Source organism: Bradyrhizobium sp. CCBAU 11434 (assembly GCF_028128895.1).
Classification (GTDB): domain Bacteria; phylum Pseudomonadota; class Alphaproteobacteria; order Rhizobiales; family Xanthobacteraceae; genus Bradyrhizobium; species Bradyrhizobium zhengyangense.
In genome coordinates, this window is the sequence record NZ_LBJX01000005.1 from 551 (window position 1) to 20,882 (window position 20,332).

Genomic DNA, 20,332 nt, shown 5'->3' on the forward strand with positions numbered 1-20,332 from the left:
AACGACAGCCGGCCGCGACCAAACGTCGAGCGCCCATGAGCCGCCGAACGCCTGCCCGCCACAGCCAGACCCGAGGTGTGTCCTGCCCTCTTCGCCGCCCGCAGCACCTGGTTGATGAAGCTCTTTTTTCTCGGCGCGCGGGTACTGCGGATGCGCCCAGGCCGAATACGCAGGTCGCTGTCGCCAACGCTCACGGCAGGACCTCCCAACGATCAAAAGCACACACGGTGCCGAAAACGCCTTTGATCGCATTCGTCAAATTGCACAGCGCGGCACGCGCCCCGAGGGACGAACACGCCAATAAACGGGGGGACCATGCGCGAAACCTCGTGCACTAAGATTGCTGTGGTGACGCCGCTCGAAGGAATTAGCTCCAGCGACCGATCGCCTGTTTTCATCAGATCGGATCCCGCAGCGAACAACGCCGCAGCTGCCGATAACCGCGGACCGTGGGTCCACGTCGGAGGCAACTCGATGCCAAGCAAAGTTGCAAGCTTGGCCAAATAAGCCTGCGTCTCGTCTGGCAATGAGCGGCCCGCGAGACGCTCTTCATAGCGAGTTGGTCCCGCATTGTAGGCGGCAAACGCGCCAGGCGAACCATATCGGTCGAGCAGTTTACGCAGATATGCCGTGCCTGCCAGAATGTTGTCGCGCGGCTCGTAAGGATCGCTGCCGAGATTATAGCGCTCGCGGAGTTCCGCCCAGGCGGCCGGCATGATTTGCATCAAGCCCGTTGCGCCTTTAGACGATTTAGCGCGCGCGTCACCATCGCTTTCGATTTTGATGACTGAACCAATCCAATTCTCCGGAACCGAAAAGCGCTCAGAAGCTTCGTCGATGAAAGCTGCAAATTGGTTGCTCGTTAGAGTGACCGCTGCGACCGTGGCCGCTCCGCTCCCGGCGACAGCGACACCGTATGGTACAGCGCAGATGAGCAGTAGCGAAGCGAACGCCAAAGCGCGCGCGACCAAAAAAGCCAAGCATCGCGTCGTGCTCGCGCCCGTCCAGCGTGAGGCTGCTTTGCTCCGGTCATTTGCCTGCCCTGGACTGCCGCTGAGCGCGCCGGTCCTGCAGACATTGATCGGCACTGAGGAATGATCTTGCAATCGGTCGAACAGAGGAATGACAGGGTGACCACGTGGAACAAGCATATTCACTCCCCCCAGCTCCACACTGGGAACGCACGGCCAATCACGGCAGATGCCGGAAGAAATCCAAAATATCGGCCATCAAGAGAGTCGTCCGACTGCCAATTCATGAGAAAGAGCTCGCCGTCGCCGACGACGCGGCAGCCCTGCCATTTCGGCAGCGGCCGGCCGCGTCGATCGTGATCCCGCGCTTCGCCGACCGCGATGGTATCAACCGAAATCGAGAGCCCGCTTCTACAAACCGTTTGACTGGGGAGTGCCAGCACGCGCTTGAGCATGGGGACGCCAATCGGCAAATAGCCATTCAGGTCGAGGAAAGTCGCGAGGGGCTCCGGCGGCCGAACGGCGACCAGATCGGTTACTTGGAAGTGCTCCGCCAGTCGCAGGCGATAGAGACCGATCGGCACGCTCGCGGATGCATTCCAGATGTAGAGCGGAAGCAGCTCGAGGGCGATTGTCGCGACGAGCGCACCAGCCGCCCCAAACGTTGTGGCCACCGTCTTCAGGCGGCCCCTCATCGCATTACCCTCTGACGGCGTAGCCAAGCCTGGTGGCGCGCCTTCGTGTAGGGACGCGGGCCTTCGTTGACGGACAAACGGTTATGAACATGATGCCAATGATCAGGCGCGACGTCGGCGGGATCAATCCCCAGCGCCTCGATCGCGTCGATCATTTGCAGCACGCGCTCCACCTTCGGCCAGCCTGACATGCGCAGCAGAATCTCTCCGCCGGGTTTCACATACGGAACGGTCGAGCAACGCTGTCCCAGCGCGACTGCGCGCAGGATGTCGATCCGCGAAATGACCGTGCCAAAATCGCTGGACGTCCAGCGAACGAAAGCAAAAATGCTGCCGGACGCAAACGACAGGGCACGCCGGTGACGATCGATCTTCCGTTCCTCGACGATGCGACCAAACCGAATGCGGTTTTCGATACGCTTCTCGAGCCACAGCACTTCGACTTCGGTAAGATCGCTCATGCCGCCACGCCCCGACGCTGGAATTGAGAGAAGTGAGCTTGGGCGTCTGTGAAGACTGTGTGCAGCTTGTCAAACCAGGCAGGACTGGTGGCCAACAGCCATCGCCAGCCGCGTCCAACGCGTCTTGCAGGCGGGTCCGCTGGAAGAAATCCGAGGGATTTCTGGTTAGCTGGGGTAGTGACCGGTTCGCCGGCCGTGCTGCTGCGAAAATGCTTCGCAGCGATTCGCAAAACCTTCGGCACAAACCGCTTCGTTTCTGCGAGCGAGAAGAACGGATAGGCCATCAGATCCTGCGCGTAGCGCGGCGCAAGATCGCCGGGCAGGGCCGGAAAGAGCTCTTTGCGCTCGGAATAGTGTTTGCGCCGCATGGTCACTACACTCACGCTGACATCAGCGACGTTCCTGGCCCGCATACGGGCGCAGGACGGGCTGCTTCTTGGCGGGCAGCACGGTGCCCTTGCCGGGATCGGACGTCGATGTCTTGGCGCCGAGGTCAGCCCAGGCCTTCAGGTCGTCTACGGCGTAGACGACACGTCCCCCAATCTTGCGATAAGTCGGACCAGTGCCGTACGTCCGGTGCTTCTCCAGCGTGCGCCCCGAGAGGCCAAGATAACGCGCGGCCTCGGGTGTACGTAGAAAGCGCGGGGGTAGCGCCGTCGTATCGGGCATGTGAGAGCTCCAGGATGACCGCGCGCCGTAAATGACGGCGTCGGCGCTTATGCGCTCATCATGGAGGAGCACGCGCTCGGAAGGGGATGCCGAATTTCGAGGGGGCGATTTTCGATACCCCAAGCGGAGGGTTATTTGTCCCTGTGCCGGGGCCGCAGAAGTTTCCGATAGCCTCCCCGCACCAACGCGAGGCCGCCTTGCACCAATCGGACCGTTCGATTGCGCAGATCGTGCGTCTTCCAGGCGCGCTCGGGGATGCGCTTCTTGCCGAACAGCCCTTCGGCGATCATGCGATAACTACCACCGGCGGTACGCGCATCGAGCGCGCGGATAGCGGCGCTCAGGCGTTCGCGGCGCTGTTTAGATAATTGGTGAAAGGCAGGACCTGGCGCGCGTCCGTTCATCGCGCGCCAGAGTCGCCGGGCTGCATACGCGCGCGCGTCGAAATCGTCATCAAACGGCAGTTCGGCAACGTAAGACGCCCCGATCACCGGGGGCTCTTTGGACCAGACACGGTGATCCACCACACCGATGCGCAGCACCGTGTGCCAGCCGTCGCCGGCGCGACGTACCTGGCCGGCCGCAAGATCAAGCAGGGGCTGGGACGAAGACGTGCCAGAACCGGCCGAGGTAGCTGGCGCGATCGGCACGACTGCCGCTAGAACTTCAGGCGCCCAAAAGATCGTCTGTTCCTGAAAGGACCTCTGCGGGTCATGGACGAAAGCAGATACCCCACTTCCTCCTGAATTCAGCGGTCACTTCGCCGTCCCGGCCGTTGGCGATCATCGCCTCAAAGTCGCGACGATAGTCTGCGTTACGGCGAAGGCATTCCCAGGCGATGTCGGTAATCTCAGCGTCTTGTAGGCTTTTGTAGGAATCCGGCGACCGCCAGTCGAATTCAGGCATTGCTTCCGCCCCATTGCACGTAACTAACAAGGATTGCGGCGCAATAGGTATGAAGCAGGCGGTTGTAGGAAGCCCCTAGTTTGGCACCACGTGGTGCATGAGAATGACCACTGGATAGGCGGAGAAAATAGTTTGGCTGAAAGGCTCTGGTTGGCGATTTTCTTCTATTTTGAGCCGGCGCCGCGTAAGATACGCCCCTGCTCGGTCACCCATTTGGCACGCACTAGATGACTTTGGTATGCAGTCCGCGCACGGTCCGGCTCTCGCTCCGGATCGATATGTAGGACGATACGAGCCACTTCTCGCCAGTCCGCCCCCTCGCCCTCCGCCTGCAGAAGGCGAATGTATGTGACGACATGCCGTTCGTCATAGGCCGTCAGCGCCGGCTCATTCGGCGCGACATCGGCGACGTCAGAATCTAGCTGCGGTTTTGTCATGACCGTCCCAGCAAACTGCGAACAACACCTGCTCGGAGGGTCGAGATTGTTCCGACGACCCATTTTAGCTCCATTCCGATCCCACCCGGCCAGCGAAATACATACTATAGGAGATAAACCTCATAGTATGTAAAAACGCAACTTGCGCCGATGGACATGCGCAAGTTGGTGGGTCGGAATTTCGCAAGACTGCGGAAGCAAAAGCGCTTCACGCAGGAACAATTTGCCGAAGCGTCCGGTTTCACACAGCAATATATCAGTGACCTCGAGCGTGGCCGCCGTAATCCAACTGTCGTAACCTTGTTCGAACTCGCAAGCACGTTGAGCGTCAGCCACGTCGATCTCGTTCTTCCGGATGAAGAGGCGCGAGCCGAACGATCAAAGCCCGTTAAGAAGAAGTGATCGGCCGCCAGAAATTCATTTTGAACGATCGTAAGTCTGACTTGATCGCCGGGCGGTCCTGTCCGCCTCGGCACGATATTCCCGCTGAGGCTCGCTCGATTGATTGCTTTGACCATCAATTCGTCGCGGGAATGTTGCGCTGCCGAGCGCCTGAGGTTCTTCGGCATCGATCCACTCTTCCACGTCACCGTCTTTGCCACGTCGCATGTCGCGGTGCTGAGGTTTTTGGAACAGAAGGTGTGCCGGCGGCAGCTTCGGCTCGGGCACGGGCGTCGGTGCGCGAGATCTTCAGCGCCTTCAGTGAGGGGAGCGGGTGCGAGCGTGCATACAGTCGAGCTGCGCCGCGACGGCGACCTACTTAGCGCGTGTCCGCTTCATCAGCGATTCCGCGCGCAGATCGCCTCGCTGCCGCCGCAGCCGAACATGTGCCGCCCCCTCAGCCGCGCAAAGCGGGTTGAACTTCGTGTCGCAGCGTTCCGAGCTGCAGACGGGGACCCGGACTTCCCGGGGCAAGCACCCGAAGGCGCGTCCGCTTGAGCTAAGCCTGATGTTCCAGTGAGGCTCAGGTTGCCTGCTGGTTCCAAAAAAGGATTGGTGAAGGGCAAGGACCAAGGGAGGCTCCCTACGCGGAACTCCGCCGCCGTCCAATCTCCGTATTCGCCCGGAATTCGCAAGAAGCAGCTGCTGCCTTAGCCTAAAGCGAGGTTAGATGCACCTCGACCGCCGGAAATCTGGGCACCTTGTCTTCCGGGTTCCGGGAGGTTAGCTTTGAACCTATATTCTTCCTTTATTTCCGGTGGCTTGGGATGCGGATCGTCCTCACGATTTTGACTATTTGGGTTCTGCTTAACATTTTGTTTGTCTTGCTCGTTATTCGTCCGCGCAAGCCACAGCCGACCCCCCGTCCGAAAACGCTCTCGCCAGCCACCATTGAGCTTAGCCAGAGAGAAGAACAGGACGAACCAATCTTGCTTCGACACGTCATCGTTTCCGTTGCGATGGGCGCTTTTTTCGCCCTCGCGCCGCCGCTCATTGCGCTAAGCGACTCGATTGTTCGCTTTTTCCGGAAGCCGCCGCGTAACTGAACCAGAGGCCAATTGCGATCCCCTGCTGGTCGGGCTTGAGATAGTGGCTCAGTAAGCTTCCTGGAACAGCACAGCCGAGGCCGTGCGCGCCATGATCTTGAGATCGAGCCAGATACTCCAGTTGCCGACGTACCAAACATCATACTCGACCCGTTTTTCCATCAGATCGATCGTCGGCGTTTCCCCGCGGAATCCGTTCACCTGAGCCCAGCCCGTCAGACCGGGCTTCATGTGATGGCGATAGACATATTTACTGATGAGCTCGTCATAGTAGTTGTCATGAGCAACCGCATGCGGACGCGGCCCGACTAGAGACATGTCGCCCCGCAATACGTTCCAGAGCTGCGGCAGTTCGTCGATGCTCGTCATTCGAAGAAAGCGTCCGATCCTGGTGATTCGCGCATCCCGTCTGGTTGCCTGTCTGATCGTGTCTCCATTCTCGCAGACCGACATCGTGCGAAATTTCCAGATTTCGAACGGTTTGCCGTTAAACCCGCGCCGTGATTGCCGGAAAATAATGGCTCCCGGTGAATCCAGCTTGATCAAAATGGCAACAGTCAGCACCAGCGGCGTCAGAAGCACCAGCGCAAACAGCGCCACTCCTACGTCTAGGCAGCGCTTTTGCAACCGTTCGAAAATGCTGAGTGGCGGTCGCTGAATTTCGATGGCGACGGTCCCACTGACCGGAACAAACGGACGGGCCACGAGATCTGCGATCGGATCGTCCGGCAACAGGCGTATCGGCTGCGGCATGGCGCGCAAATACGGCCCAAGCTTGCGGAGCATCGGCAGCTCATTCCAGTCGATCGCGAGCAAATATTCATCAACATCGGCCGACCTCGATTGGCGGATGATGTCGCGGATCGCTCGTTTCCAGCCATCGTCGCTGCCGTCTGCACCGATCAGGTAGTGGCGAACGACATCGAAACCGTTCTTCCGCAGATCCTTGAAACGGTTCGAGGTGAAATCGAGCGGCTTCAGGCTGAGCAAAGCGACCTTACGATCGACCAGGCGCCCCTTCGCGAGGCTCGAGCCCAACGCAACCTGCCATGCGAATCGAAGGCTCATCAGTCCGACGCCGCCAACACCGGCGAAAATGATGACCGTGCCTCGCGACAGGTTGTCCGTCGACTTCAACAGGAAAGCAGAGACGGCCAGGATCATCAGGGAGGCGGCCCAGATAGCGACGGTCTTGCGCAGCTGCCAGACTAGCCTTAGCGCGCGGTGCGTGTCGTACACCCCCTGGGAATAGGCGATTGAAACAAACAGCACGCCGACAATCAGACCGGCTCCAACCGAGGTGCCATCCGAGATCGACGCCGTCACCGCGCTATAAAACCCGGAAGCCGCTGCATAGCTAATCAAGATCAGGAGCAGATCAGCAGCAATGACAAAAACTTGGAAAGGTCTTTGAAGTGCAATCCCGCGCGTGGAACCGAGCGAATGAGCGTTATCAGAACCGTAAGTTGCAACATCCATTCGAGACCCTTACGTGTCGAGCGCGTGACACCATCGCAACGCAGGTGATTTGCGGTTTCGCAACAGAAGGTGTTAACCGATCGCAGCGACATTGTGGCACTGCACCCGATTTTTGCCTGCCAAAGCTGTTCTCAACGCCAATAATGCCGCTCTCGCGCTATGCGTGTATTTCCTCTCGACACCACATTGTGGCCGGACCCATTTTGCATCAGCTTCGCGCAATGATGCTCGAAAGGATGAGTTGCCCTGCGCGAGAGCCGATGCGCGATCACGCATTCCTCGGCGCCACCGCGTTGAGAAACAGAGATTAAGTGATTAATTCGCGGAGTTGGAGGCCGGTCGCTGAGCCCATCTTATTTCGCCTGGGAACCTCTCAGCGTGGCTGTTGGATCGCGAGCTAGTTTGTTCGGCCGACGGCGCCCAAAGTGTACTCTCGACCAATTTCCTTCTCGGATCTACGCAATCGCTGGCGCGCATGGCTGTGCGTCAAGGGAGCGAACCGTAAGATCCGCGCACGACCGTCCAGCACTTTCATGAACGAATGCGGAGGCGCTCGCCGCTTTGCGACGGTTACCGCCCTCTGATCGCGATTTCGAAGTTGGAGACGAAGGCCTCGATGCTTCGCACGGGGCCGTCATTGTTCAAGTCCTGGGCTATGTAGCGAAGCCGCGAGTGTGAGCGCCTTTCGATCTCATCGAGGTCGGTGGCAATCTTTTCAAGCGCCTCTTGAAGGCGTCGGAGATGGGAGATTTGCGATACCGGCTGATCCATTAGATCGCTCCGCAATCCGCGGTACGGCGTGGGACCGGGCTTGAGACACCCACGACCACCGATGGCGACGCGGGCATGGACCATCTTCACCTGTCACATCCGAACTCAGCTACCCGCGCCAGCATGATTATTCGGAAACCATATATTTTTAATTATTTGCGTTTTATTCGGCGAGGTCAATAGCTGGATTTAATGACTGGAAGACGTTTACGGACTAATTGCGGGGCAGCCGCAATGGCGTTTCCTCGCAAATCCCGACCCGTGGTCGAAACGGCCGTTTGGAAGTCTTGCACCTATGCGAACCCCGAAAGGGGTCCATCGGCCCTCCACCCGGCCTTAGCTCGCAGCTTGAAGAGCTCCCAACATTTAAACGATTGACTTAAAAATAAATTTAATAATAAAATACCAATATTAAAAGTTAATGCGTGAGGCCCTAGATGATCAGGACGTGCGTCGCCACAGCCACGCTGATGCTCGCTCTAGCTACAATCGCGAAAGCCGATGTCATCTACCCAAATCCCGGTACCGAAAACCCGATTACCTACACTTTCACCTCAACCGCGAACGGATCGCTGATCGCATATTTTTATGGTTCAGGCGCCTCCTTTAGCGAGAGCCTGGGGCTGCTCGTCAACGGCCGGGACAGGGGCACCGCGTTGGACAATCATAGCAGTCCGTACGGACAGGCGCATGATTTCGGCAACGTCAGTTTCGGCGACACACTCGTCTTCTACATCGACGTCAAGACGACCGGCCACACCTACTACTCCGACATCAAGATGAATTCCGATGGCGTGAACCACGTCTACTCGACGGCTTTCAATGGTGATGGGACGATCCCTGCCGGCACCTATGTGGGCTTCGAAGATCTCAGCCTGCATCAGACGTGTTGGACTGACAATAACTACACCGACGAGCAATTTGTCTTCACCGTCGCGTCCGTGCCTGAGCCATCCACGTGGGCGATGATGATTCTCGGGTTCGCCTGCGTCGGCTTCCTCACATATCGGCGTCGCAATTCGGCGATGCGAACCGCATAATTCGCTTCCCGAATGCACACAAGGCCGTCCTGACTCGACCTTTTTCCCTTTCTATTTCGAGATTTTTGAATCGGGCTCTGAGCCGCAGTGAGCCAACCAACACGGCTCAGGAAAGGTCCGCGCTCGAACTGTTTAGCTACACCAGCGTAGCGACTGCCATCATATTGGCTGGGGCAAACTTCGAATCCCAACGCCTCAGCTCAAATCCAACATCGCCTGCTGAAGCCATGCGCGGTGACGAAGCGGCCGCACCGAACTCGACTGCTCAAAACTGATGCCCGACATCAGCTGGCGCTCGGGATCTGCCTGAAGGCCGTCGAGATAGCGAGAGTGCGCCCGCCCCGCTACGACCATCGAGATCAGTACAAAGGCGAGGATCAGAAACCAACTCACAGAATATCCCCTTGCGCTTCAGACCGAAACTAGCTCACGCGCCGTTTGTTCCCGCCTGGATTAGGGCAGGCGCCGGTGTTCAATAGCGCAGAATCGTGTCGATCAGCGTGCGAATGCGTGTCAGCACTGTGCAAGTGGGATCACGGTTGCGATAGCCTCTGCCCCGTGGACGCAACCCGACCGATAAGCGCGAGCGAGAGACATCGAGCGGATCGGATATTTGTTGCCACGATTAAATCGACGGTGACGCCCGACTTTTTCCACGTAGCCAAAGTGGGCGCACGATCGCAGGCCCCCGGCGGCGTGGTGGAAAAACTTGAGGCGTTCCTGATATCTCAACGGACCTACGATTGGACCGAGCACCGGAGAGTCCCGTTCGCGAGCGTCAGTGTCACGGTCACCACGCGATTCGTCCGAACCGCAAATTCGCAAAGCTTTCGACTTGTCTCGCCATGCTTGAGCTGAATGCTAGCAGTGCCGATAGGCTGTTGGACCACAAGACTGCTGCGGGCGCCGAGATCGATTATCACCGAATTGAGGACCAGCGTGTCGCCGACGGCCAAGCCGGCAAAGCTTTTCTTTATCTCGACGAAGCCCGTTTCCGCGCGAAAATCACACCCAGCCAATCCAACCGTCAGCGCGGCCAAAACGGCTCGAGCTGGCTTCAGCCTCATGACTGAGGCGGAGTGAGGCTTTGGATGAAGAGCTTCAGTCCTTCCGAGGCTCCGCGTACGTCACCGGCGAGATTCCGGACCACCCTGACCATCTCGTCGGCGTTCTCGACCTCCAGCACCTCGGCAGCATAGTCGCCTCGGGTCTGCACGGTCTTCAGCAGAAGCGCAAATTCCTCGCTGGCCTTGGCCAGGTCATCCGTCGCTTTCACCATTTCGGCAACGTTCTGATCCCAGCGCTTCTGCAGGGCCTGCCGTTCGGGCGGCGTGAACTTGGTATCGCTGCGCATCTGCTCCTGCTTGGAGCGGGCATATCCAAGCGCGCGGGCACCAAGCTTCGCAATTTCGCCGTTGTCCGCGACCAGCCCCAGCGTCTGAGAGATCAGGGCTTGAAGTTCCTCGACCTGCTGCTTCGCGGCGTCGGGTCTGGACAAGGATTCGATTGTTTTCGCCTTTTCCTCAATTCTCTCGTTTACCCCTTCGAGGCTCTTGCGGACATCGCCCAATCGGCTGCGAAAATCGTTGAGCGGGGTGGAGGGGGCGGTTGCGGCCGCCGGCGACGAAGGACCATTTTCTGCGGCACGCACTGGGGTTATCGCGACTGCGGCCGTGCAAAGCAAAACGGCGCAGATGCTCCGCGCCAAGGACAACCTCGGCTGGCTGAGAATGAACCAATCGATCATCGCAAATCCCCCGGATCATTGGCAGCACGACTGCAATGTCGGACTGTCCCGGCCACGGCTGATCCTGCTGGAAAATTGCAGCGCATCACCACCAGAAATAGGGAAATACCCGATACTTCAACCGGGGATTACCGTAATAACCGGGGCCCTCATACGGGCCGTAGAAATTGCCGTCCCCATAGACCCAGCGTGCGACCGGCTTGCGGACCGGGGGACGGTAGCAGCGCCCACCCTCGTCGCAGATCACTTTGACTTGCTCGAGCGCAAGGCTGGGTGGAGGGGTCGTGGTTTGAGCCAGAAGGGGCGCCGCGGATGCCCCGCCTGCCAGCATCATCGAAAGACCGGCGATTGCTCTAGCCAGTTTCAGCATTGTCTTGCCCCTCGGATCCGCCCGATTCAAATTTCACAGATTAATAATCTTAATGGTCTCTCATACGCAGGACAAGGCCACAGGGATAGGCTTGGGGGCGGCTTGGCTGTTGCCACCCCCCTGTTGCGATCAATCTGCCACATCGGCCACCGATGCGGCGGCGCGACAGACCCGGAATCAAGCCAGCCGGCGGCCAGATAGGCCACGAAACCGCTTCGTCGGACCCAGGCGCTCCGCCCAAGGACATTGCTAACCAATTCCGTTTGCCATGCGAGAAGCGGTCGCGTCTGCGCTGATTTCCGCTAGCAGGGTTGGGTGCTATGTCTGAACTCAATGCACACCGCCTCCAATTCCGATTCCGACATGGCCTCTCCCTCATCTTTCCGCGGTCACTTTTGCCTACGGCTGTTGAGCCTTGCCGCACTGCTATTGTTCTTCTCGATCGCCTTGGCGGCTCGAAGCCAGGGGCAGGAGATTCGCCGCCTGTACGCGACTAGACCGCCGGCGGGATATGCCTTCATCAGGATCGCCGCGTTGTCGGAAGGACCCCCACCTCGGGTTCAGGTCAATTCAGCGGACTTGCAGATCAATGAGGCCACGGGGGCAAGCTCTTACCGCGCCGTGCCCGCAAACGAGCTCTTGAACCTCTCGGTCAACGGCGCCGCGATCTCCAAAGACGTCGTGCCAGACGCCGAGGCATATCTCACCCTGGTGATCTCAAGAACGAACTCGACCTGGAACGTCCAATCCATTGACGAGGGCCAGAGCTCGAGCGACGGCTTGAAAGCCAAGCTGCGCTTCTTGAATCTCGTACCCGGATGCACGGCAACGCTCAAGATTGCAGATGGACCCACCATCTTTCAGCAAGCCCCGTTCGGCTCCGTTCAATCCCGAACCATCAACCCCGTAACCGCAAAGCTGGAAGGCTCCTGCGACGAAGGCAACGCCCCCCTGACGCTCCCTCAACTGCGTGCAGGCGATTACTACAGCATTTTCCTTCGCAAGGATTCCGAGCGGCTTCGTCTGACCGGTCAGCTGGATGAGACCGAGCCCTATCGAGAGCGCTAGGCCGCACGCGGATGGTATTCGTCAGCGATTCCTTCGTTTTTCTTTTTCTACCTGTATTTCTGCTCGTCTATGCGACTACCCCTGCTCGCTTCCGCAATGCCGCGATCCTGCTGTTTAGCCTGATCTTTTATGGCTGGTGGCGATTCGATTTTCTCCCGCTCCTCGTGGCCATCGCCTGCTGGTCCTGGGCGACAGGCCTCTGGATCGTCCGAAGCGCAGGAAGAGAACGTCGGATCGCCCTGCTCGCCGCGATCCTTGCGCCTCTCGCGAGCCTGATCTGGTTCAAATATGCCAACTTGCTCGCTGAAAGCGCTCTCGCCCTCGGCGCACCGATCGGGCATTGGACAGCGGTTCCGCTGCCCATCGGCCTTTCATTCTTCGTGTTTGGAGCGATTTCCTATTCAGTGGATGTCTTCAGAAAGACGGTCGCGGCAGAACCAAGCCTTGTGAATTACGCGACCTATCAGGCCATGTTTGGCCACCTCGTCGCAGGTCCCGTGGTCCGCTATCAGTCTGTGGCGGAACGGCTGACGTCACGCTCCTTCGATCTTGCGGAGTTCGCCGAAGGATGGCGTCGCTTCATGCTCGGTTTTGCGCAGAAGGTACTGCTCGGAGATACGCTCGCGCCGCTGGTCAATGCCGGCTATGCGCTACCGAACCCCAGTGTTGCGGACGTCGCCTTGACCGTCACGGCGTACACGCTGCACCTCTACTTCGATTTTGCAGGCTATAGCAGCATGGCTATCGGGCTCGGCCTGATGGTTGGGCTGAAGTTTCCGGAGAATTTCGACAATCCCTATCTGAGCAAATCGATCACCGATTTTTGGCGCCGTTGGCACATCAGCCTGTCGAGCTGGCTCCGCGACTACCTGTACATACCACTTGGCGGAAACCGCGTGGCCAAGGTTCGCTCCTATTTCAACTTGCTGGTGACGATGGCCCTGGGCGGCCTTTGGCACGGTGCGAGCTGGACCTTTCTGGCCTGGGGCGTTTGGCATGGGCTGGGGTTGACCGCAGCAAGACTTTGGGGCGCGGCCGGTGCGCCCGCGATCCCGGCCCTCGTCTCGCATCTGCTGACAATGATTTTCGTCATGATCGGCTGGCTGCTGTTTCGTGCTCAGGACTGGCAGGTGGCCGAAACGATGACTTCGGGGCTGCTCGGATTCAACGGACTGTCTTTTTCGTCACCGATGACTGCGGCGGCGCGACCAACTGAATTGCTGACGCTTTGCCTTGGCCTGCTCGTCGTCTACGCGCCAGCGCTGCCCGACTACCCGCTTCGGCGCCATATCGCCCGTCCATCGTTCGAATTGGCGCTGCTCTTATGGCTATGCGCCTTGTGGACGATGCAAAGCCGCACCGTGATTCCCTTCCTGTATTTCCAGTTCTAGGCACGTGCGCGATGATCAGGCCTCTCCTCGTACTCGCAGTGATCTTTTCAGGGCTGGCCGCCGTGCTGACCAGGGGCCACGGAGCGCTCGGCGAAGTGTTGAGAACGACGACCGTAAATGATCTCACCGATGGCCATTTTGCCCAGCACGTCGACAAGGCGATCTTCAACGCGGTGCCGCGGAGCACCACACTCGACGGCATCATAACGGGTCTGGAGTATCGGGTACTGGGCGACGCCGGACCACAGGTCCACGCCGGCTGCGGTGATTGGCTCTTTACCATGGAAGAGCTGCGAGCCGAACGCCATGACCGCGACAACATGGCTCTTCGTGCAGAACTGCTCCGACGGTTGACGCGCGCAATCAGGCGGGCTGGCTCGCGTCTCATCATCGTCCCGGTCCCTGACAAGGCTGAGCAGGTGGAAGACAAGCTCTGTGGGGTCGCAGCAGTGCAATCGGAGTTACGAAATCAATTTTGGAAAGAACTCGACCATGTCGAAGGTGCGGTTGTGGTCGATCTTCGCAATGACTGGCCGAGGCCGGGCTATTGGAAGACCGACACTCATTGGGATCAGACTGGCGCGCGCTTTGCCGCAAGACAAATCGCACAGGCTGTTGCGCACGTGCTCGGTCCTGGCCAGGATGCGGTCAAACTGGTCGACGGGCCCCTACGACAGCGCACAGGGGACCTCGCACGACTGTCCGGACTGACTGACGCTCCCCGGTCGCTCGCGCCCGAGTCCGAGCAGGAACGAGAGGTAAAGTTGGATATCTCTCGATCAGGCGGACTGCTCGATGACGCCCCGGAACCGCAGATCATTCTTGCCGGGTCGTCCTTCTCATTGAACTCTGGGTTTTTCGAGTACCTTCAGGCCTCTCTCTCCAGTGAGGTGGCGCAAGTCAGTCAGCCCGGCGGAGGCTTCGCCGGCGCCCTGCTCGAGACCCTCGACAAGCGAGCCGTCAGCTTAGAGAAGATCAAGGCCGTGATATGGGAGTGGCCGATGCGGTCTTTGGTTTCCCCACCAAGCGAAGCCGAAAAAAATTTCATGCGCCAAACCAGGTGATCCAGTGAGGCCGAACGTGACTCGATTGATAGTGGCAATTGCAGCCGTGTTTCTTGCTCTCGCGCCGTCCGCCATGGCGCACGATGCGGTCCTGGAGGGGAAATCCAACTGGCTCTTTGCCGGTTGGGAAAGTCTTACGGCCGCTCGCCCTGATGCCGAGCAAGCGTCCATCAGGCTTATTTCGGACGTCGGACGCCTCCTCGCCCAAAGAAACGTCAAAGTGATCGTGGCAATCGTCCCGCTCAAGCCGCGCTATTATGAGAGCCTGCTGCCCGATGGATCAACGATGTCCGACGTCGTTCGGGGGCGCTATGATCGGGAGCTCACCGAACTTCGCGCTGCTGGGGTCAATACGCCCGACCTTCGGGATGCCTTCAAGACCGTTGTGGCCGACAAGAAGGAGGTCTTTTATCGGACCGATTTTCACTGGACGACGTTCGCTGCCGAAGCAACTGCAGATCTCATCGCCGGTGTGATCACCTCGCAGGGACCGCTCCCCGGCAACGCCGGAAGCGGAACGCGGCTCGGCGAATGGATGAGTGACCGGCATCTTGGCGATCTCGCCGCCAACTTTCTGCCTCCGGAGCGCAAGCGGGCCATCGGTCCGGAAACCTACGTCATCCGGGCCGCCACTAAACCCGCCGCCGGACTGCTCGACGCAGATCCCTCACCGGTCGCCGTCGTCGGCAACAGCTTCGTGCAGCCCTATTTCGGATTTCCTCAGCGCCTGTCCAACAAGATCGACAGGCCGGTCGCCTTGAAGTGGAATCCCGGGGATGTCGGGCCGTGGGCGACACTGCTGCAATATCTCCAATCGAGTGACTTCTCGACCGCCTCGGTCAGACATCTGGTTTGGCAATTCAACGAAGCGCAAATCCAGAACGGGCCCGACACCGTCGGCGAATGGGCTTCGCAGGGTATTTCCACCCCGGCCGAGTGGCGCGCCAAGGTTACGGACGCTCTAAGAAATCGATGAAAAGCTTAATTTTCTCTGATAAGCCGCCTGCTGACTGAAACTGCTGAGAAATTATCGAAGCAATTGCGCCACACAGCTCGGAAAATCATGAGTTTTGAAGGTCTTGTTGAGGCCAGACATGAAATTCCGGTTCCGCCAAATCGCCCCCTCCGGTACTCTCTACGACGTAAGTTTATTCGCCTGCTGGGGGCCATGTTTACTTGGAGTGCTGAACGTCCGGGACGACGTAAGCTGCGGGCTGCGGTCGGCGGACTTCTGCTTTCGCTTGTCTTAGGCTGTCCAGCCGACGCCCAAACCGCTGATCCGGATCGTCCGCTTGAAGGCGAAGCCTACACCTCTGCCGAAGAGGCATATAAGGCATTTGGACAAGGCAACTATCAAGCGGCCGCGAGCCAGGCCGCTGCATCTGTGGCGCTGCGGCCTGATATCCTCCGCTTACGATTGCTGCTGATCGACTCGTTGATTGCCGCAGGAAATCTCGCATCGGCCGATCAGGCGACTGCGGCGGCCATTGCGACTTTTGCCTCGAACCAGGAACTCGAATCCCGGCAAGCCAGCATTCGCCAGCGCCTTGCGCAGGAGCCGGCTGGTGAGGGCTATAAGGCGCTTGAACGGGGTGACACCAAGGCGGCGATACGCGCTGCTCGCAAGGCTGTGGAATACGGGCCGGACCTGATGTCCTACCGCCTGCTCTTGCTCGCGGCCCAGCTCGCTGACAATAGTCTTGCAGGGGCCGCCGAGACCGCATCGGAGGCGATCAAGCTCGATCCGGGCAACTACGTGCCGCTGGTCTGGCGGGCCTACATTTACCAGAAGCTTGGCAACAGGACCCTCGCGGTAGCCGACTTTAATGCGGCACTCGGTCTTCCTGATCTCACCGACACGGAGAAAAAGCAGATCCGATTAATTGCGGCCGACGCAGCGCTTGCGTCAGGTGACGCCCGAGCGGTCCAGAGCCTGCTTCAACCATATCCGAAAACGGACCCGCTGGTTGTCACGCGGATCGGCGATGCTGATGCCGCTGCCGAAGGCAAGGCGAGGTTAAAAGGCGACGGCAAGCTCATGCCGATGCCCGTGCAGGATTGTCGCGATACGCCTTATGGCTCGGTGTGCAGTCTGCAAGCGCCGCTCGTTCAAAGCGTGGCTACGCCCATCGACAAGAAGGCCGAGGGCATCGAGGCGGCTGGAAAGGCGTACGAGGCCAGCCGAGCCAAGAACTACGGCGTTGCGATCGAGGAAGCCAAGAAGGCGATCGCGGACGCCCCCGAGATCGCCAGCACCCGACTGCTGCTGATCAATCTGCAGCTCACGGCCGGCCGGCCGGCCGAAGCCGAAGCCACAGCAAGCCGTGCGATCGCGGAAGGCGTGGCTAGCGCCGAGATCTACGCCCAGCGCGGCTTTGCGCGTGGCCGCATCGGCAATGACACCGGCGCGATGGCGGATTGGGAGACAGCACTTGCTCGAGGGCTTCCAGCCGAGCAAGTTCGGAATGTCCGCCTGGCCCTGGTCGATACCGCGCTGAAGACCAAGGACCCGAAACGGGCGCTGCGCTTCATGCCGCGCGCGGGCCTTGATTATGAATTCACCATCCGGCGCGCCTACGCCTATCAGGCGTTGGGACGGAAGGAAGATGCCTTGCGAGACTTTAGGTCGGCCGAGCGCCTGTCGGTAACCAACGTTCAACGTGATGGCGCTGTCCAGGCTCAGATCAACACGCTGCTGGAGCTCGATCGGAAGCCCGAAGCACGGGCGATCTTCGATGCAGCTATCGCTCGCGGCCAACTCCGGTCGATCAGGGACGCGGACGTGGCCTATATCGGCGTTGCCGTCGGCAACGATAGGGTGGCGCTGGAGCTGTTTGATCGCGCGAAAGCCAATGGCGCGCTGCCGCCGCGGGCGACCATCGACGCGGGCTACACCGCCATGCGGCAGTTCCAGAATCCGAAGGCCGTCGCCTATCTGAAGGAAGGCATCGATGCAAAATCGGACGGGCGCATCAACATCGATGACCAGAAGCTGTTCGAGACGCGGCGGACCGTCGCCGATTTGACACGCGTCTGGGGGGTCAACAGCTCGATCTCCTACGGCAAGGTTGGATCAGCTCCCAATCCCTTCCTGACGATCAACTCGCCGGCAAGCACCTACACGTCGCAACTGGGATCCGAGATCTATTACCGGCCCGAGGAGTTCGGAAACCGCAACGGCGCACTGTTCGAAGTTTTCGGCAGGGTATTTGAGACGCTATACGATCAAGCCGGCGGTCCCACCGGACTGCGCACGACCCAGGGCATGGCCGGCGCACGGTGGAAGCCGTTCTCCGACCACAACCTGGTCCTCGAAGTCGACAAGCTGTTCCGGCTCGGCGACGCAGCTCGCGATGATACGCTGCTCAGAGCAGCCTATTCCTACACGGTGGGGACCGACTTGCGGGCGATCGATACCCACTGGCCGACCTGGTACATTTACACCGAGGTCGACCGCTTCTTTGAGAAGACACAGCTGGTTGGCCTGTTCGAGGGACGCTTTGGTCACAGCTTCCGGCTCGATCCGATCAGCAGAAACCTGGTGTTCTTCCCGCACGCCGTCATTGCGGCCAGTTATGACGATTCATTCGCGGTTCGCGACGCTTACTCCGCCGGCCTCGGTGGCTCGATCCGCTACTGGTTTGGCGAGACGAAATATATTGCACCTCCCTCATACTGGGAGCTGACGTTGCAATACCGGTTCCGGCTCGCGGGCGACAAGCGTGCCGAGGGCATTTTCGCGCAGACGTCCATCAATTATTGAGCAGCCGGTGCCTGAAAGCGTGCGCTCGATCCGAGCGAGCGAAGTCACGGCGTTACTTTGCGTAATGAACTCTTTCGCCCATCGGAGTCTCAATCAGCCGGGGCGTCAGCGCGACGTCATCAACCTGTCAACAGTTCGACTTTCGAAGAACTGCCCCTCGGCGGTTCTTTTCTTGCCATTGGCTCTAAGCCCCAAAGACCCACACGATTCCTGCGGTAATTGCCCAGAGCCAGGCAACCATCCCGACCACGAGGGACGTGACGTAAAGCGAACGCATTTTTCAGATCCTCAGTGCCGATCAAGGCGCCAAGTGCCCGCCTCGAGGACACGCTGCCTCAGCCGCAAGACCTCAAGGTAGCGTGCTGCTATGGTTTCGCCGAGCGAAGGCGGTCGCTTTGACATTCGCTTGGCCTTCTTCAATTCACGGGATTTGTGCCCCTTGGGAAAAGCAGTTTTCATGAAAATCTCCAGCATCCAACAAGAAGCAAAGCGCGTACCAAGGCGTTGAACCACGACTTACGAAGGAATGTCGGTCACGCGAGTTTCAGCGTGGTTCAGTCAAAAAGTCCCGTGGGTCGGTTCAAGAATTTCAAGTCAAGCAATTGACTGCAGCAACACTGTTCCACGTGAGGAACCCGGCGCACGAAAATTCGGGCGTAGAATGTGCTTCGTGGTGCGGTGTTGCCCGCAAAGCCTAGCGCCGCGGCGGAGTTTTCGTCAATTCGATTCTGGCGATTGATGCAAAATGCGCGTTGGATATGAATGACCATCCATCATCACGAACAGGGCTGCCTGCGCGTGAAGGTGCGAGGAACGCCCAGGTGCGAAGCCTGAATGCTACGAAAGTTTAGCAAGACCATTTGCGGGTGACCGAGCCAATCCTTCACTAGGGCGCGCCGTACCTGGACGGTTCCCACTAGTGTGCCAGGGCCCACGATCCGCCATCCAGAAATGCTGTCATCTGGCGGACTCTTCCGCTCACCGATATCGAACTTGGTCTCGTAATCGAAGCGGTTGGACTGTCGGTAATTGGAAGCCTCCCCGACAGTCGCGGCGAATCTGGGATCGAACATCGGAATCCGAGCGCAATTTGCAGGAAGGGTCGATCGCGCGAGATGCGTTTTGGTTTGCTATGTCGCCATCGACGCCACAATAGCTTTGCTTGAAGTCTCGGATCGGGGCGCCGTCGCGTAGAAATTCGGGATCTGAGGCACTACTAGGTCGGCTTTCGGATCGGTTTCGCGGATGATGCGCTCCATCTGGTCGCCCGCGCACGGCGTAGACACTGGAAGATCGGCTTCGCCGTCGCGGCGCTGCGACGGCCCGCCGGCCACGTGAACACGGCGCCCGCCTTCCGCACTCGCTGCGCAAAATCACTTGGTCAGGTCGAGCCACTTGGCCTCACATTGGTGGCGACCAGCGCGTCCAACCCAGCTCGAGATCAGGATCTCGCCGCGATAAAGGGTCTCAAATTGCACGCGCCCTTGTCTACGCACGTGACCTCGCGACCGAAATCCGCAAAGCAATGAAACACGGATTGAATGGTCCAATGACTTGACGAATAGGCCTCGTAAGCCCGTCCGAAGCCTTCCACAAGCGAGGTCTGCGCGTACCAGCCGAGTTTTGTTAGCCGGCTGATGTCGAGTAGCTTACGCGGTGTGCCGTCAGGACGCGAAGTGTCGAAACCGATCTCGCCACGATAGCCGATGATCTCGGCGACCACGCGCCCGAACCGGCAATGGCGATGTCCTCGCCGGCGTCGATGTTGATTAGCTTGCTATTGGAACAGGTCTCATCAAGTGCACGCAGGCATCGGCCAGCCGTCGACATAGGGAACTCGCGCCGCGGCGTCCCGGTGCCCCAGACCACGACGCGCCTCGCGCCCGAGAGCTTCGCCTCGTGAAACCGACGGATCAGCGCTGCGACAACGTGGCTCAGTTCGGGATGATAGTTGTCGCCGGGGCCGTAGAGGTTGGCCGCCATCACGCTGATGAAGTCACTGCCGAATAGCCC

Annotated in this window: 20 protein-coding genes and 5 pseudogenes; 9 read left to right on the plus strand and 16 right to left on the minus strand. The window is 59.3% G+C overall.

Annotated features, from left to right (window positions below):
• From XI06_RS07055 to XI06_RS07095, 9 genes and pseudogenes are all read right to left on the minus strand, one after another.
• Positions 1-194 (minus strand): annotated as a pseudogene (locus XI06_RS07055) (type VI secretion protein); the annotation flags it as partial.
• 18 nt (positions 195-212) lie between these two features.
• Positions 213-980, minus strand: coding sequence for a lytic transglycosylase domain-containing protein (locus XI06_RS07060; protein WP_271604917.1), 768 nt, complete (start codon positions 978-980; stop codon positions 213-215).
• A gap of 173 nt (positions 981-1,153) precedes the next feature.
• Positions 1,154-1,666: a S26 family signal peptidase gene (locus XI06_RS07065; protein ID WP_271604918.1), complete on the minus strand. Its 513-nt coding sequence runs from the start codon at positions 1,664-1,666 to the stop codon at positions 1,154-1,156.
• Positions 1,663-2,127, minus strand: coding sequence for a DUF2840 domain-containing protein (locus XI06_RS07070; protein ID WP_271604919.1), 465 nt, complete (start codon positions 2,125-2,127; stop codon positions 1,663-1,665). Before XI06_RS07070 ends, XI06_RS07065 begins: the two co-directional genes overlap by 4 nt.
• 236 nt (positions 2,128-2,363) lie before the next feature.
• Positions 2,364-2,495 (minus strand): annotated as a pseudogene (locus tag XI06_RS07075) (replication initiator protein A); the annotation flags it as partial.
• A 22-nt stretch (positions 2,496-2,517) separates the two neighbouring features.
• On the minus strand, positions 2,518-2,796 hold the full coding sequence (locus XI06_RS07080; RefSeq protein WP_271604920.1) for a helix-turn-helix transcriptional regulator: 279 nt from the start codon (positions 2,794-2,796) through the stop codon (positions 2,518-2,520).
• A gap of 131 nt (positions 2,797-2,927) precedes the next feature.
• Positions 2,928-3,446, minus strand: coding sequence for a DUF2285 domain-containing protein (locus XI06_RS07085; protein ID WP_271604921.1), 519 nt, complete (start codon positions 3,444-3,446; stop codon positions 2,928-2,930).
• Between the two features lie 61 nt (positions 3,447-3,507).
• On the minus strand, positions 3,508-3,702 hold the full coding sequence (locus XI06_RS07090) for a transcriptional regulator domain-containing protein (protein ID WP_271604922.1): 195 nt from the start codon (positions 3,700-3,702) through the stop codon (positions 3,508-3,510).
• A 164-nt stretch (positions 3,703-3,866) separates the two neighbouring features.
• Entirely contained in the window at positions 3,867-4,139 is a 273-nt protein-coding gene (locus tag XI06_RS07095; RefSeq protein WP_271604923.1) for a DUF2285 domain-containing protein, read from the minus strand.
• A 150-nt stretch (positions 4,140-4,289) separates the two neighbouring features.
• On the opposite strand from XI06_RS07095, the gene XI06_RS07100 reads away from it, so the two are divergent.
• Complete coding sequence (locus XI06_RS07100; protein WP_271604924.1) at positions 4,290-4,541, plus strand: helix-turn-helix domain-containing protein; 252 nt, start codon at positions 4,290-4,292, stop codon at positions 4,539-4,541.
• A gap of 15 nt (positions 4,542-4,556) precedes the next feature.
• On the opposite strand, the gene XI06_RS07105 is transcribed toward XI06_RS07100, so the two are convergent.
• On the minus strand, positions 4,557-4,808 hold the full coding sequence (locus XI06_RS07105) for a hypothetical protein (protein ID WP_271604925.1): 252 nt from the start codon (positions 4,806-4,808) through the stop codon (positions 4,557-4,559).
• A gap of 539 nt (positions 4,809-5,347) precedes the next feature.
• Here XI06_RS07105 and XI06_RS07110 point away from each other — a divergent pair.
• A complete protein-coding gene (locus XI06_RS07110; protein ID WP_271604926.1) occupies positions 5,348-5,626 on the plus strand; it encodes a hypothetical protein in 279 nt (92 codons plus the stop codon).
• Positions 5,627-5,674: 48 nt separating this feature from the next.
• Here XI06_RS07110 and XI06_RS07115 read toward each other — a convergent pair whose 3' ends face one another.
• A complete protein-coding gene (locus XI06_RS07115) occupies positions 5,675-7,105 on the minus strand; it encodes an undecaprenyl-phosphate glucose phosphotransferase (RefSeq protein ID WP_271604927.1) in 1,431 nt (476 codons plus the stop codon).
• Between the two features lie 1,700 nt (positions 7,106-8,805).
• Between XI06_RS07115 and XI06_RS43680 the strand changes: the two are divergent.
• Positions 8,806-8,916: pseudogene (locus XI06_RS43680) on the plus strand (PEPxxWA-CTERM sorting domain-containing protein); the annotation flags it as partial.
• A 195-nt stretch (positions 8,917-9,111) separates the two neighbouring features.
• Here XI06_RS43680 and XI06_RS07125 read toward each other — a convergent pair.
• On the minus strand, positions 9,112-9,309 hold the full coding sequence (locus XI06_RS07125; protein WP_271604929.1) for a hypothetical protein: 198 nt from the start codon (positions 9,307-9,309) through the stop codon (positions 9,112-9,114).
• 488 nt (positions 9,310-9,797) lie between these two features.
• Here XI06_RS07125 and XI06_RS07130 point away from each other — a divergent pair, with 488 nt between their 5' ends.
• The gene (locus XI06_RS07130) at positions 9,798-9,989 is read left to right on the plus strand and encodes a hypothetical protein (protein ID WP_237874195.1); all 192 of its coding nucleotides are present in this window, start codon (positions 9,798-9,800) and stop codon (positions 9,987-9,989) included.
• Here XI06_RS07130 and XI06_RS07135 read toward each other — a convergent pair.
• The gene (locus XI06_RS07135) at positions 9,980-10,663 is read right to left on the minus strand and encodes a hypothetical protein (protein WP_237874194.1); all 684 of its coding nucleotides are present in this window, start codon (positions 10,661-10,663) and stop codon (positions 9,980-9,982) included. The two genes, XI06_RS07130 and XI06_RS07135, sit on opposite strands and share 10 nt — an antisense overlap.
• Positions 10,664-10,748: 85 nt before the next feature.
• Positions 10,749-11,033 (minus strand): hypothetical protein, encoded by a 285-nt coding sequence (locus XI06_RS07140; protein ID WP_237874193.1) that lies wholly within the window; start codon positions 11,031-11,033, stop codon positions 10,749-10,751.
• Positions 11,034-11,366: 333 nt separating this feature from the next.
• Here XI06_RS07140 and XI06_RS07145 point away from each other — a divergent pair, with 333 nt between their 5' ends.
• From XI06_RS07145 to XI06_RS07165, 5 genes are all read left to right on the plus strand, one after another.
• On the plus strand, positions 11,367-12,101 hold the full coding sequence (locus XI06_RS07145; protein WP_271604930.1) for an alginate O-acetyltransferase AlgF: 735 nt from the start codon (positions 11,367-11,369) through the stop codon (positions 12,099-12,101).
• Between the two features lie 11 nt (positions 12,102-12,112).
• Positions 12,113-13,492 carry an MBOAT family O-acyltransferase gene (locus tag XI06_RS07150; protein WP_271604931.1) on the plus strand — a complete coding sequence of 460 codons (1,380 nt, stop codon included), beginning with the start codon at positions 12,113-12,115 and terminating at the stop codon, positions 13,490-13,492.
• A gap of 11 nt (positions 13,493-13,503) precedes the next feature.
• Positions 13,504-14,556, plus strand: a complete 1,053-nt coding sequence (locus XI06_RS07155; RefSeq protein WP_271604932.1) for an alginate O-acetyltransferase AlgX-related protein — start codon at positions 13,504-13,506, stop codon at positions 14,554-14,556.
• 31 nt (positions 14,557-14,587) lie between these two features.
• Positions 14,588-15,532, plus strand: coding sequence for an alginate O-acetyltransferase AlgX-related protein (locus XI06_RS07160; protein ID WP_271604933.1), 945 nt, complete (start codon positions 14,588-14,590; stop codon positions 15,530-15,532).
• 63 nt (positions 15,533-15,595) lie between these two features.
• Positions 15,596-18,319 (plus strand): NfrA family protein, encoded by a 2,724-nt coding sequence (locus XI06_RS07165; RefSeq protein WP_271604934.1) that lies wholly within the window; start codon positions 15,596-15,598, stop codon positions 18,317-18,319.
• 1,161 nt (positions 18,320-19,480) lie between these two features.
• On the opposite strand, the pseudogene XI06_RS43685 reads toward XI06_RS07165, so the two are convergent.
• Positions 19,481-19,862, minus strand: a pseudogene (locus XI06_RS43685) (UDP-glucose 6-dehydrogenase); the annotation flags it as partial.
• A gap of 18 nt (positions 19,863-19,880) precedes the next feature.
• Positions 19,881-20,326, minus strand: a pseudogene (locus tag XI06_RS07170) (NAD-dependent epimerase/dehydratase family protein); the annotation flags it as partial.
• Between the last annotated feature and the right edge of the window lie 6 nt (positions 20,327-20,332).